13 protein-coding genes are annotated in these 13052 nt (G+C 40.7%); 6 read left to right on the top strand and 7 right to left on the bottom strand.

Features of this window, described 5'->3' with window-relative positions:
- Positions 1-63 precede the first annotated feature (63 nt).
- Both WBJ10_RS02565 and WBJ10_RS02570 read right to left on the bottom strand, forming a co-directional pair.
- Positions 64-1140: a 3-oxoacyl-ACP synthase III family protein gene (locus tag WBJ10_RS02565; protein WP_424287987.1), complete on the bottom strand. Its 1077-nt coding sequence runs from the start codon at positions 1138-1140 to the stop codon at positions 64-66.
- Between the two features lie 79 nt (positions 1141-1219).
- Complete coding sequence (locus WBJ10_RS02570; protein ID WP_424287988.1) at positions 1220-2290, bottom strand: PA0069 family radical SAM protein; 1071 nt, start codon at positions 2288-2290, stop codon at positions 1220-1222.
- Positions 2291-2594: 304 nt separating this feature from the next.
- Between WBJ10_RS02570 and WBJ10_RS02575 the strand changes: the two genes are divergently transcribed.
- Positions 2595-2948 (top strand): hypothetical protein, encoded by a 354-nt coding sequence (locus WBJ10_RS02575; RefSeq protein ID WP_424287989.1) that lies wholly within the window; start codon positions 2595-2597, stop codon positions 2946-2948.
- Between the two features lie 22 nt (positions 2949-2970).
- Here WBJ10_RS02575 and WBJ10_RS02580 read toward each other — a convergent pair whose 3' ends face one another.
- From WBJ10_RS02580 to rsfS, 3 genes are all read right to left on the bottom strand, one after another.
- Positions 2971-3606 (bottom strand): LutC/YkgG family protein, encoded by a 636-nt coding sequence (locus tag WBJ10_RS02580; RefSeq protein ID WP_424287990.1) that lies wholly within the window; start codon positions 3604-3606, stop codon positions 2971-2973.
- A gap of 62 nt (positions 3607-3668) precedes the next feature.
- On the bottom strand, positions 3669-5759 hold the full coding sequence (gene ftsH, locus WBJ10_RS02585) for an ATP-dependent zinc metalloprotease FtsH (protein ID WP_424287991.1): 2091 nt from the start codon (positions 5757-5759) through the stop codon (positions 3669-3671).
- Between the two features lie 49 nt (positions 5760-5808).
- Complete coding sequence (gene rsfS, locus WBJ10_RS02590; RefSeq protein WP_424287992.1) at positions 5809-6183, bottom strand: ribosome silencing factor; 375 nt, start codon at positions 6181-6183, stop codon at positions 5809-5811.
- Between the two features lie 41 nt (positions 6184-6224).
- Between rsfS and WBJ10_RS02595 the strand changes: the two genes are divergently transcribed.
- The 4 genes from WBJ10_RS02595 to lpcA are packed head-to-tail and all read left to right on the top strand — an operon-like array spanning position 6225 to position 10652.
- Positions 6225-6995: a biotin--[acetyl-CoA-carboxylase] ligase gene (locus WBJ10_RS02595; RefSeq protein ID WP_424287993.1), complete on the top strand. Its 771-nt coding sequence runs from the start codon at positions 6225-6227 to the stop codon at positions 6993-6995.
- A gap of 4 nt (positions 6996-6999) precedes the next feature.
- Positions 7000-9036 carry a cytochrome c biogenesis protein CcdA gene (locus WBJ10_RS02600; RefSeq protein WP_424287994.1) on the top strand — a complete coding sequence of 679 codons (2037 nt, stop codon included), beginning with the start codon at positions 7000-7002 and terminating at the stop codon, positions 9034-9036.
- Between the two features lies 1 nt (position 9037).
- A complete protein-coding gene (gene pfkA / locus WBJ10_RS02605; RefSeq protein ID WP_424287995.1) occupies positions 9038-10021 on the top strand; it encodes a 6-phosphofructokinase in 984 nt (327 codons plus the stop codon).
- A gap of 55 nt (positions 10022-10076) precedes the next feature.
- The gene (gene lpcA, locus WBJ10_RS02610) at positions 10077-10652 is read left to right on the top strand and encodes a D-sedoheptulose 7-phosphate isomerase (RefSeq protein ID WP_424287996.1); all 576 of its coding nucleotides are present in this window, start codon (positions 10077-10079) and stop codon (positions 10650-10652) included.
- 24 nt (positions 10653-10676) lie between these two features.
- On the opposite strand, the gene WBJ10_RS02615 is transcribed toward lpcA, so the two are convergent.
- Positions 10677-11012, bottom strand: a complete 336-nt coding sequence (locus tag WBJ10_RS02615; RefSeq protein ID WP_424287997.1) for a heavy metal-binding domain-containing protein — start codon at positions 11010-11012, stop codon at positions 10677-10679.
- Positions 11013-11913: 901 nt separating this feature from the next.
- Complete coding sequence (locus tag WBJ10_RS02620; RefSeq protein WP_424287998.1) at positions 11914-12447, bottom strand: 5' nucleotidase, NT5C type; 534 nt, start codon at positions 12445-12447, stop codon at positions 11914-11916.
- Between the two features lie 104 nt (positions 12448-12551).
- On the opposite strand from WBJ10_RS02620, the gene WBJ10_RS02625 reads away from it, so the two are divergent.
- Positions 12552-13052: 30S ribosomal protein S16 (locus WBJ10_RS02625; protein WP_424287999.1), on the top strand; the 501-nt coding region annotated here is incomplete at its 3' end.

Consider the following 13052-nt stretch of genomic DNA (forward strand, 5'->3'; position numbering starts at 1 on the left):
CTGATCGCTTTTTTTATGTTTTAGAATGACGCATGGCTCATAAATTTGCCCGAATATTCCATGCTAAAAACGATATACCATCGCATTTATGTTCATTCCTGCGCCAACAGATGCCAGGACTATCTTGTCTCCAGGATTGAATTCATGAGGTTCTAATTGGTTTTTGAGGATCAAATCCAGCAAAGTGGGAACAGTAGCTACAGAGCTGTTTCCAAAGGTGCTGATTGTCATAGGCATGATATCGTGTGGTATTTCTTTGATTCCGTAAAGTTTGAATAAGCGCTTTAAAATAGCTTCGTCCATCTTCCCGTTGGCCTGATGTACCAATACCTTCTTGATATCTGACAGTTCGGTACCCGATTTTTTTAGAGCATGCTCAATAACAAGCGGTACATTCTTAAGGGCGTATTCATAAATTTTACGACCATCCATCTTGATATAAACCTCATCTGAAATAAGTTCCGGGTTGTTCGATTTGTCAGAATACAAATAATAAGCTTCCTCTAACGCATGAGTTTGTGTTTTGTGAGCCAGAATACCGGCTTCAGTATTAACCTGGCCTTCAAGAATTGTAGCACCAGCCCCATCAGCAAATATCATGGTATCGCGGTCATGAGGGTCGGTTACCCGTGAGAGCGTTTCCGTACCAATAATAAGAATTCTTTTAGCGTCCCCGGAACGTATGAAATAGTCAGCCTGTATCATTCCCTGAAGCCACCCGGGGCATCCAAATGGAAGATCATAAGCTACACAGTCCGGATTCTTTATCCCGAGCTTTTGTTTAATCCTGGAAGCTAATGAAGGCAATACATCCGGGCGGGTACTTCCGGGCGTTATATCACCAAAATTATGCGCAACTACTAAATAGTCCAGAGTTTCTGGGTCTACGCCTGAAGATTCTATGGCGTTAACTGCTGCCAAGTAGCCTAAATCCGACGCTCTGTGGTTTGGATCTGCATATCGACGCTCCTCAATTTCTGTGATATCCTGGAATTTTGAGATGATTTCACCATTTTCTCTGGGGATAAGGTCCCCGTTTTTTTCCAGAAATTGATGTTCCAAAAAGTATGTGTTTAACACAGCATTAACTGGAGTATAATTACCAGTTCCAATGATAACTGACTTGATATTGGTGTTCATTCAACGATTTTATACTGAATACTATAATGGTTTAGTGTTTTAAAGGTAACCTATTTCAATTGAAATCAAATAAGTTGCGTCAAAATAAATTGAGTTGCCGGCCGGGTGCGGGACTAAAATGTGTGTTATTGAGAGGCCTTAATTCCCGGCCTTTCATGAATCTGTTAACAGAGATTCGAAAAAGCTGTTGAATGCTTTCTGCTACCTTGCCATCACCTCTCATTCTTTTTCCCCAGCGGCTATCGTTCAACATTCCTCCGTGGCAGCTGGCTATCATATGCAGGACTTTCTCAGCTCTGTCGGGATAAGCCTTGTGAATCCAGTCAGTAAAGATTTCAGCAATTGAGCCATTTAATCTAACTATAGTATAAGATGCACCGCTTGCCCCGGCGTCGGCTGCTGCTTTAATAATAGTTGGCAGTTCGTCGCTGTTCAAACCGGGAATTATAGGAGCGCACATAAGCCTAACGGGAATATTTAATTCCGATAGTTTCGAAATCAACGAAATCCGGCTCGCCGCTGTAACTGTTCTGGGCTCAAGCTTGAGCCTTAAAGATTCATTTAGCGAGTTTATTGTGATGGCCACCTGTACCAGGTCCAGTTTAGCGAGTTCTGATAAAATATCTAAATCCCGCAACATCAGGTTGTTTTTGCTTATAATACTTACCGGGTGTTTATACTTTAAAAAGAGTTCAAGAAGAGATCTTGTAATTTTTAATTTTCTTTCAATTGGCTGATAACAGTCTGTATTTCCTGATAACATTATTGTATCAGGCACGTACCCTTTCTTGTTAAAATGTCTCTCTAATAGTTCCGGAGCATTTTTCTTCACGATTATTTTCCTTTCAAAGTCAAGGCCGGAGCTCAGGCCATAATACTCATGCGCATTTCGTGCATAACAATATAAACATCCATGCTCGCAACCCTGGTACGGATTTATGGAAAGTGAGAAAGGAAGATCCGGGCTGTTTGACTTACTAACAATGTTTTTTGGATGTTCTTCGAATATTTGAGTCGCGGTATTTTCCAGCATTAACTCATCGATCCCTTCTTCGTGATCTGAGACATATCGATTTTTGAGGAACTTATTATGAGTGTTAATTTGTGCTCCCCGACCTTTAAAAAAGTCATTGTTGTCTACATGAGTCATCCCGCAAAAATACTAATAAATTTAGCAACAAACAGGCATTTAAGGATTGAAATCCTCGCGCGTCCCAGAGGTTTTTCTTATGCATGAGTAATTTTTTTCTGAATCAGTAAATATTTTTTTGGGAATTAGACTCAAAAGCGATTTAATTTTTAGTTTCTGCTTTATTTGTTAATTTTATAGTTGCTATCTAATGCAAATATGATACAATCGTTAGTAGCGGTCAGACTTTTAACGCTCTCACCTATAAATGTCCTCAGAAATGTTTTGCGGATGAATTGAGAACTAAGTCTAAAAAAATGTCATCATGATTGAGACCAGTGCAATTCTAAAGGAGCAATACACCGACTATTTTGTAATTCCAGAAACCAAGTTTATCCTTCAGGAGAAGCTAGAAGAGAGTTTAGCTTATACTGACCTGGAATTAGTTATTACTGATTTTGTAACTGGCAAGCCCGTCCCCAATGCTATGATCAGTATTGACTCTATCAACCGTACAGCGGTTTGCGATAACCAGGGAAAGACTATTTTGCAGGGTATTTTAACTGGCGAGTTTGTACTAGATGTGATTGTTTGGGGTTATATTGCACACAGTGCGAAAGTGCGCCTGTCAGCCCGGGATGTAAACACGGTTCAAATTCAAATGGTTAGGAATTCCTAATAACCTTTTTGGCACATTTAAACTAGCCTTCCGAAAGAAATACATATAATTCCTTTGGTCCATGTGCGCCTAGCACCAGTGTTTTTTCAATATCGGCGGTGCGGCTCGGACCTGTTATGTTAGAAACCATTGTGGGACTCGATTCGGGGTATTTCAGCTTCAGAAGTTTAAAAGCATCCTTGAGATCAAGAACTAATTGAGAGGTGTACGCAATAACAATATGCACGTTAGGATAAATACTTAGCCGCCTCCCAGAAGGGTTCCCATTAGATATTAAGACGCTGCCATTTCTCGCTACTAAAGCTTCACAAGAGGTTATTCCGACTTCAGCATCTAAAAAATCCGTATCGGTAGTATAGTGCGGGAATTCATATTTGCTAAGAAGTGCCTGCATTGCTGGTTCCCAGCAATAGATTTTTCGCCACTTTTTTTCTTCGGCCAGATGAAGGAGGTTTTCTGCAAGTTGCAGATCATCTTCACAAAAAATAAAGTTCCCCGCAACAGCTGTTAATTGTTCCGCAAACAAAAGATCTATATGATCGGTGTATTCTTCGTAAAGAGGAGTATCTTCTAAATTCGGATATGGATTGTCTCTCTTTTCCAGAAGAGCCTTGCGGATCTTCTTAAGCATTCTTTCTTTGGGGGTAGTATCTTTCATGAATACCTGAGTTAAAACAGGGAATTTGATTTAAGCAAATTCCCTGTTCAATGGTATTAATATCAATCTAGAGTCGATTTGTTCTCGGGAAGATCAACATTATGATCAACAACACCTTCGTGCTGAAGATTTTCCTTCACAACATCAGCCGTGGGTTCAATCCCATTTACAAACTCATCGTAGGTTGTACGGTTATCAAATGGACGTTTACCAAGAATTTCTTCAAGGTCAGACTGGAATAGAATTTCCTTTTCTAAAAGCTTCTCAGCTAATTTTTCAAGGCCATCCCTTTTGTCAATTAGTAGTTGTTTAGTACGTTGATAAGCAAGATCAATTTGGTTTCGAACTTCAATATCAATCATCTCGGAGGTTTTTTCAGAATAAGGTTTATTGAACTGATATTCCCCTTGTGTATCATTAAATGAAACATTACCAACCTTATCGTTCATGCCATAAATTGTTACCATTGCATAAGACAGCTTAGTAATCCGTTCCAGGTCATTCTGAGCACCAGTAGATATTTTGTTAAACACGATATCTTCAGCTACCCTTCCGCCAAGTGTCATACACATTCCGTCAAGCAATTGCTCGGTAGTGTATAAAAACTGCTCTTTTGGAAGATATTGAGCGTAACCTAAAGCGGCAACACCACGTGGAACGATTGATACCTTAACCAATGGGTCTGCGTGCTCTAAAAACCATCCTGCGATTGCATGGCCGGCTTCATGATATGCCACAATTCTTTTTTCTTCAGGGGAGATAATCTTGTTCTTTTTCTCAAGGCCCCCAATTACCCTATCCACTGCGTCCTGGAAATCCTGCATATCGACAGCTTCTTTGTTGCGACGGGCAGCAATTAATGCAGCCTCATTACACACATTGGCAATTTCCGCACCAGCAAAACCTGGGGTTTGAGCAGAAAGTTTTTTCGCATCTACACCCTCCGCTAGTTTTAGCGGTTTAAGGTGAACTTTAAATATCTGTTCACGTCCTACAAGATCCGGCTTATCGATAGAAATTTGACGGTCAAATCTTCCTGGGCGTAGAAGAGCTGTATCCAGGACATCCGGCCTGTTCGTCGCTGCCAGGATAATAATTCCTGAATCGGTTCCAAAACCATCCATCTCTACCAGTAATTGATTAAGCGTATTTTCACGCTCGTCATTACCGCCTACGATATTGTTTTTTCCGCGTGCCCGGCCAATCGCATCGATCTCATCGATAAAAATGATACAGGGAGCTTTGTCTTTGGCTTGTTTAAACAAATCCCTTACACGTGAAGCACCTACGCCTACAAACATTTCAACGAAATCCGATCCTGATAAAGAGAAAAACGGTACCTGAGCTTCACCAGCAACTGCTTTCGCCATTAGTGTTTTACCTGTACCAGGCGCACCAATCAACAATGCACCTTTAGGGATCTTTCCTCCCAGGTTGGTATATTTCTTAGGGTTTTTAAGGAAATCCACAATTTCCATAACTTCCTGTTTTGCTTCTTCAAGTCCGGCTACATCATTGAATGTGATAGTAACCTGTGATTCCTTATCAAAAAGCGTGGCTTTGGATTTTCCAATATTAAATATCTGTCCGCCAGCACCACCGCCTGCACCGCCGCCCATCCGTTTCATTATAAAGAGCCAGAAACCTACCAGAAGAAGTACCGGTAAAATGAAGGACATTAACCATCCAGCCCAAGGACTTTCCCTCGATTCGGTAACGATAGATACATGCTGGTCAACAGGAATGTCTTTTTCAGCCTCTTTTATTTTCGTTTCGAAACTTTCAAAAGTAGCTTGAGTGAAATAGAACTGCGGGCCAGTTGCCGCGCCAGCAAGATTGCTCTTAGGCTTTATATCCTTGTATTTAGACTGGTTGAGACGGTCTTTCTTGATATAGACATCGACGTTATACAAATCTCCGTTCTTGTAGGCAACTAGTTTTTCAACATCTCCCGCCTTGAGCATTTCATTCTCAAATTTCTGGTAGTTAATTAACTGGGCGCTGCTGCCGCTAAACATATATTGAACCACAAAAAGACCAAGAATTATGATGGCATAAAGCCACATGATATTAAATTTTGGTGCTTTGGGGACTATCTTTTTACCAGGTATTTTTTTTAAAGGCTTTTTGGTATCTGATTTATCTTCTTTCATTTCTGTGCAAAGTTGTGTTTAATATTATCAAAACGAAAACCTGAATGGTTTATGCGCTTTTAAAAGACTGCATTTCTGCGTCGCCCCAGAGATCTTCAATACCGTAAAACTCGCGTTTATCTGTTTTGAAAATGTGCACTACAACATCGATATAGTCCAGGATGATCCAGTCGGCATTTTGCATACCTTCTTTCCTCCATGGATCTAATTTGAGCGCTTTAAAAACTTCTTCTTCTACACTTTGGGCAATTGCTTTTACCTGGGTAGATGATTCGGCGTGACAAACAACAAAATAGTCAGCAACCGAGCTATGTATATTTCTAAGGTCTAAACGAACAATATCATTTCCTTTTTTTTCCTGTATTCCGTAGATCACAAGTTCGGAGATTGATGTTGATTCTTTAGCTATTTTATTTTTTACCATTAAAAAAATTTAGTTTTGTGATTTATAAAAGCAAATCTTAATTGCAAAATAATACTTTTTCAGGACTATTTGTCGGACAAAATCTTATTACTTTAAGAGAGGTAGCCTCAACTAATACCTTTCTAAAGGATGCTTTGTCAAAATCTACGCCACTATTAGAAGGCACTGTAATAATGGCAGAGAAGCAATTTGCTGGCAGGGGCCAAACGAATAACTCCTGGCTAAGTGAAGAAGGAAAGAATTTAACATTTAGCATATTGCTAAATCCATCTTTTTTGGACGTTGATCGGCAATTTGAGCTTAATAAGGCAATTAGTGTAGCTTTAAATGACGTATTGAAAAAGTATGCGGGAAAGAAAGCATTAATAAAATGGCCAAATGACAGTTATATTGGGAATAAAAAAGTCGCTGGAATTCTTATAGAAAACATTGTCAGTGGCAACCAAATACGACATGCCATAGTAGGAATCGGGCTGAACGTAAACCAGACTGAATTTCCAGCATCTCTTAAAAAAGTTACATCACTAAAGCAAGGTTTACAAATGGATTACGACTTAACGGATTTGTTAGGCGAAATTTGCAGTGCAATTGAAGCGAGATATCTCCAATTGCGGGCAGGGCACTTCGAAAGGATTACCCGTGACTATATGGATAATTTATATCTTCTGAATGAATGGGCGCTCTTTAAATCTGGGTTAGGGATATTAAGTGGGAAAATAATAGGTGTGAAGAGTAATGGGCAACTTGAAATGGAGACAAGAGATGGTATATTCTTATTCAATAACAAAGAAGTTGAGTTTATAAATAATTAATAATATGAAGATTTTATTGGCAGTTTTTGCCTTTTTTCTGAGCATCACAGCGCATGCACAGTTTGCTGATCCGAACGCAAAAATTGAAGATCCGGTTAAATGGAGCTTTAGGTCTGAAAAAATAAGTGCCACGGAATTTGATCTGGTAATTACTGCCACTATCGACAATGGTTGGCACGTATACTCCCAATTTATTGAAGAGGGTGGCCCAATTCCGACTTCTTTTAAATTCACTCCATCAAATGCCTACAAACTAAAAGGAGCGGTTAGCGAAAGCCCGAAAGCTGTTTCAGCATTTGATAAGAACTTTGATATGCAGATTGCCTGGCATAAAGATAAGGTTGAATTCAAACAACGAATTGTTCTAAGTGCACAGAAGACAACCGTAGTCGGAATGCTGGAATTTATGGTCTGCAATGACCAAAAATGTTTGCCTCCAGCAGAAGTTGAATTTCAGATCGCAGTGGCGGGTGGAGACACAAATGTGCCAACGGGTGCAGCGACCGACGATTCGGTCATAAGCAGCGTGAGTGACACTTCTGCTGCCATTCTTTCTCCTGCTCAGAACAACGGGATAACACCACAGATTACATCGCCTGCGGAGTCCGAAAGCTCGTTATGGGGGATTTTCCTCGCGGGTTTCATCGGGGGCCTGGCAGCTTTTTTTATGCCCTGTATCTATCCGATGATCCCGTTGACAGTTTCGTTTTTTACCAAGAAGTCAGGTTCCAGAGCAAAGGGTATCCAAAGTGCCATAATTTATGGCCTTTCAATAATTTTTGTTTATGTAGCGCTCGGATTATTGATTACTCTCATTTTTGGTGCATCAGCTCTTAATGAGGCTGCCAGTAGCGCCACCTTCAACCTGTTGTTTTTTGCTGCATTGATCGTTTTCGGGATATCTTTCCTGGGTGCTTTTGAGATCACACTGCCATCATCACTTGTTAACAAAATGGACGAAAAGTCTAACCAGAGCGGCTTCGTAGGCTTGTTTTTCATGGCATTCACCCTGGCGCTTGTTTCCTTTTCTTGTACAGGACCGATCATTGGCACCCTGCTGGTAGATGCGGTTTCCAAGGGATCATATTTAGGCCCTGCAATTGGAATGCTTGGCTTTTCTTCTGCGCTTGCAATTCCATTCACCCTTTTTGCAATTTTCCCATCCTGGTTGAAAGAAATGCCGAAATCCGGCGGCTGGTTAAATACAGTGAAAGTTTCACTGGGATTTCTTGAGATTGCTTTAGCATTCAAGTTCTTGTCAAATGTAGATCTGGCTTATCACTGGAATATTCTCAACCGGGATATTTTTCTAGCCATCTGGATCGTGATCTTTGGTTTCTGGGGAATGTATCTGCTAGGAAAAATTCGCCTCTCGCACGACAATGAAATCGGATTTGTAGCCTTGCCAAGACTGTTTTTCGCTATGTTTATTTTAGGATTTACATTATATATGGTTCCGGGATTATGGGGCGCGCCTTTAAAACCTTTGAGTGCATGGCTTCCGCCACAAACTACGCAGGATTTTGATCTTTACTCCAATAAAACCTCGACTACCAGTACAGAGACCCCGGGAAAAAAGTATGCCGGACTATTTCATGCGCCTCATGGTCTGGATGCTTTTTATGACTATGAAGAAGGATTGGCCTATGCAAAGAGTGTTAATAAACCGGTGCTGATCGATTTTACTGGCTGGAGTTGTGTTAATTGCCGTAAGATGGAGGCAAGTGTCTGGCCGGACCCGGTGGTATTAAAGAAACTCAAAGAAGATTACGTTTTAATATCTTTGTACGTCGATGATAAAACAGAGCTGGCAGAAAGTGAGAAGTATACTTCTACATTCAGTGGGAAGAAGATAAAAACAATAGGGCAAAAATGGAGTGATTTCCAGGCTTCAACTTTTGGAACCAATTCGCAGCCATATTACGTATTAGCAGGACATGATGGTAAACCGCTAGTAACACCGCAAGCTTTTAACCTCGACATTAATAATTATATAAATTTTTTAAGCAGCGGCACACTTGCTTTTGGCCGTAAAGAATAACATGACTGAGAAAACAATTAAGAATATTGGAGTTTTTACATCCGGTGGTGACTCCCCCGGAATGAATGCCGCCATTCGTGCGGTGGTTCGAACGGCTTTATACTATGACATCAAGGTTACCGGAATTCTGCGCGGATATGATGGACTTATCGGTGGAGATTTTGTGCCGATGGAGCGTAAATCGGTTGCAAATATCATTCAGCGTGGCGGAACCGTATTAAAAACCGCCAGGAGTGATGAATTCCGGACCAAGGAAGGAAGGATAAAAGCCTTTGAACAAATAAAGAAAGAAGGAATCGACGCCCTTGTTGCTATCGGAGGTGACGGTACATTTACGGGTGCTAATATTTTCTATAAAGAGTTTGGTGTTCCAGTAATAGGCTTGCCTGGTACTATTGATAATGACCTATTGGGAACCGACTTCACCATAGGATATGATACGGCGATAAATACCGTAATTGAGGCGGTAGATAAGATTCGCGACACAGCAGAATCTCACGACCGGTTGTTCATCGTTGAAGTGATGGGAAGGGATTCCGGACTGATTGCGCTGCGTAGTGGAATCGGTACCGGAGCGGAAGCAATTCTTATCCCGGAAACTAAAACCGACATAAAAGCTTTACTTTCCAGGCTTGAAGTCAGTAGAAAAGACAAATCGTCAAAGATAATTATTGTAGCAGAAGGCGATGATGCAGGAGGAGCGTTTGAAATAGCGAAGAGGGTAAAAGATAAGTTCCCGCTAATTGATACCCGGGTCTCCGTTCTTGGACATATTCAGCGAGGCGGTGCGCCAACCTGTATGGACAGGGTTTTGGCTTCAAGACTGGGTGTTGCAGCGGTTGAGTCTTTAAAGGATGGAAAGACCTGTGAAATGATTGGTATTGTACATGGTAGAATCCATTTTACACCTTTTAGTAAGGCAATAAAACATAATAAGGTCGTGAATAAGGAGCTGTTAAAAATTGTAGATATCTTGTCGCTTTAGACATTTGCTACAAACCTGATCTCAAAATCCTGGCCGGCATTTTTGTAAATTCCTGATGGAACAAATTAGAAAGCACTTTACCGAAGCACAGGATGTCCTGACGCATTTTATCAGCAATCCAGACTCATTTAAAAATATCGAAGAGGCTGGTCAAATTCTGAGCCATGCGATTAAAAATGGAAATCAGATCATTTCATGCGGAAATGGGGGTTCCATGTGTGATGCGATGCATTTTGCTGAAGAGCTATCGGGAAAATATAGAAACGACAGGCCTGCTTATCCTGCTATTTCCATATCCGATCCTGCACATTTATCCTGCGTAGCCAATGATTATGGCTATGAATTTGTTTTTTCAAGAATGGTTGAAGCCATAGGCAGGAAGGGCGACGTCCTGCTCGCCATAAGCACTAGCGGGAACTCCGAAAATATATTGAATGCTATTTCAGCTGCCAAATCAAAAGGAATGCGGGTTATAGGCCTTACAGGAAAAAGTGGAGGGAAAATGGCTGCTTTTTGCGATACTGAGATTAGGGCGCCGCATTCAGAATACGCCGACAGGGCGCAGGAAATCCATATTAAGGTTATCCACGCGCTGATCGACTACGTAGAGCTCAATTTAAGCGCCGGATAACCTTAATTTTTGTTCGAAGGAGCTTTAAAGGCCTGCAATATCTTCTAAAACAACAGCAGTACCCGAAGAACTTACCATAAGCATGCTGCCATTGCTTCCCATAGTTTCATAATCCAGGTCGACTGCCAGAACAGCATTTGCCCCGATGCGGAAAGCCTGTTCCTGCATCTCTTTCAAAGCAATATCTTTTGCCTCCCGCAATCCTTCTTCGTAGGATCCTGAACGTCCGCCCACGATGTCGCGAATGCCAGCGAAAAAGTCCTTAACAATATTGGCCCCGATAATAGCTTCACCTGAAACTATACCAAGGTATTTAACTACTTTTTTTCCTTCGATGTTATTAGTGGTTGTTACGATCATTATAGTAGAGGTTTGTTTGGTTTGAAATTAGATTGGTATAAGTAGGGGAAGTTACAGAGGAACCGTTAGAATTTACAAAGGAAGGATTAGAATTAGAGGGAACGGATAAAATTTACAGGGGGGGCCGAGCGTACTTACATAGTAGCGGATAGAAGTAAGTTGGATGTGAGACTTTATGCAGGAACTTGAGTGGGTTGGAAGATAGAATGATTTAAAGAACGTTTAAACAACGTTTCGAGAGGTTGATGGGAGATAGCGTAGTTAAGTTATAGATGAACATCGAATGATGGTAAAATACAATAGGATTTGCATTACAGGGGATGGGAAAAAAGTCAATGGAATTGATAACTATTTTTTGAAAAGCAGGGCTTGTAATAATCGGAAGCTCCAGTCGGGCTCTACGCTGTAGCTTTTGCCTTGGAAAGTGGAATTATAATGATGATTTGAGTTTTCGGCAAAAGGCTGCCGCTCCGATCCCGTTTAGGGGGCAGGGATAGTGGAACTATTAATGTTAGTTCCCCATATAATAAATTTGTTCCTCCTTGTTGGGCTGTCGGTTCAAAAGCACTTCGGCCGTGAGTTATTTAAACCGGATCGAAGCGGCAGCCTTTTGCCGAAACTAATTTACAATGATTAAATAGAATTTTCCGGCAAAAGCTACAGCGGAGAGCCGGACTGAATTAACCGAATAGCACGTAAACTGCTTTTCAAAAAAATTGCAGTAAAAAATGTTTCATCAATAAGAAAATCTAAATCATCATCTCAATCGTCATTTATTTGGTGCTTCTTCTCCTAATAATCATTCATTACTACTTTTCACTCATAAGTTTATAAAACCTCTATAAATTCCAACCTATCATTATACATCTAATTCCCAAAAAGAGTTTACGAATCCTTCCCCCTACAACAACTTCTCCGCCACTTCCTTCCATGTATCAACCCTCTCATATTCAGTCACCAACATATTATGCGGCGAAGTAAAGAGCAGTTTCCTTCCCTGATAATCAACAAAATTCTTAATCCGGTCGTCGATCATGATATCCGTATTCACAATCTTATGTCCGCAAAACATGATATGCTGCCAGCCGATAAAAGGGAAATGATCAGCCAACCATTCATATTTATCCTGTAAGGAATTAGGGAACTCCATAGCTGCTGAAACAATATAGACTTCATATTTGTTCTGAAGTTCTTTCATGACTTCCACGCTGTCGGCAATTACATCGAGATCGCGGAAAAAGCCTTTTTCGTTGATGTATTCCCATAATTTAAATTTTGCATGCTCTGGTATGTGCATCCAGATCTCATTTCCCGGTTCGATTTTTAAGTCAAGCGGAGTGCCATAATCCCGGTTATAAAGTTTAATAAATTTCGCAATTGGATCGGCCATAACCTCATCCATATCAACAGCTATTCGTAGTTTCTTATCAGACATGCCTCAAAAATAGCAAATTGAGTTTTTTAAATCCGATTTATTTGTATCTTTGCAACCCCGCAGAATAGACTCCGGGAATATGTTGAATACATAAAACTTATAAAATGGCAACTAAAATCAGATTGCAAAGATTTGGTAAAAAGGGAAAACCTTTCTATCATGTGGTGGTAGCAGACGCACGTGCTCCAAGAGATGGTAAATTCATAGAACGCATCGGTTCTTACAATCCAAACACAAACCCGGCAACTATTGAGATCAATTTCGACAAAGCGTTGGATTGGGTTAATAAGGGTGCACAGCCAACAGATACTTGTCGCGCGATCCTTTCTTACAAAGGTGTGATGTACAAAAAACATCTTCAAGGTGGGGTTAAAAAAGGAGCGTTAACTGCTGATCAAGCTGAATCTAAATTTGCTGAGTGGTTAGAAAGTAAACAAGGTAAAATAGCTGGAAAGAAAGATAGCCTGACTAAATCGAAAGATGAAGTTAAGAAAGCTGCTTTAGCTGCTGAAGCTAAGAAAAAAGAAGAAGTTGCTGCTGCAATCGCTGCTAAGAATACTCCTCCTGCTGAAGAAGCTGCAGAAGAGACTCCAGAAGTTGAAGCT

Origin of the sequence: Daejeonella sp., from assembly GCF_049655485.1 — a bacterium.
Taxonomy (GTDB): Bacteria; Bacteroidota; Bacteroidia; order Sphingobacteriales; family Sphingobacteriaceae; genus Daejeonella.

Excerpts from the sequence above, each read along its gene's own strand:
- WBJ10_RS02570 (WP_424287988.1), bottom strand. The coding sequence starts at position 2,290 with ATGACTCATGTAGACAACAATGACTTTTTTAAAGGTCGGGGAGCACAA.
- rsfS (WP_424287992.1), bottom strand. The coding sequence starts at position 6,183 with ATGGTAAAAAATAAAATAGCTAAAGAATCAACATCAATCTCCGAACTT.
- ftsH (WP_424287991.1), bottom strand. The coding sequence starts at position 5,759 with ATGAAAGAAGATAAATCAGATACCAAAAAGCCTTTAAAAAAAATACCT.
- WBJ10_RS02580 (WP_424287990.1), bottom strand. The coding sequence starts at position 3,606 with ATGAAAGATACTACCCCCAAAGAAAGAATGCTTAAGAAGATCCGCAAG.
- WBJ10_RS02565 (WP_424287987.1), bottom strand. The coding sequence starts at position 1,140 with ATGAACACCAATATCAAGTCAGTTATCATTGGAACTGGTAATTATACT.
- WBJ10_RS02620 (WP_424287998.1), bottom strand. The coding sequence starts at position 12,447 with ATGTCTGATAAGAAACTACGAATAGCTGTTGATATGGATGAGGTTATG.
- WBJ10_RS02615 (WP_424287997.1), bottom strand. The coding sequence starts at position 11,012 with ATGATCGTAACAACCACTAATAACATCGAAGGAAAAAAAGTAGTTAAA.
- WBJ10_RS02600 (WP_424287994.1), top strand. The coding sequence starts at position 7,000 with ATGAAGATTTTATTGGCAGTTTTTGCCTTTTTTCTGAGCATCACAGCG.
- pfkA (WP_424287995.1), top strand. The coding sequence starts at position 9,038 with ATGACTGAGAAAACAATTAAGAATATTGGAGTTTTTACATCCGGTGGT.
- WBJ10_RS02575 (WP_424287989.1), top strand. The coding sequence starts at position 2,595 with ATGATTGAGACCAGTGCAATTCTAAAGGAGCAATACACCGACTATTTT.
- lpcA (WP_424287996.1), top strand. The coding sequence starts at position 10,077 with ATGGAACAAATTAGAAAGCACTTTACCGAAGCACAGGATGTCCTGACG.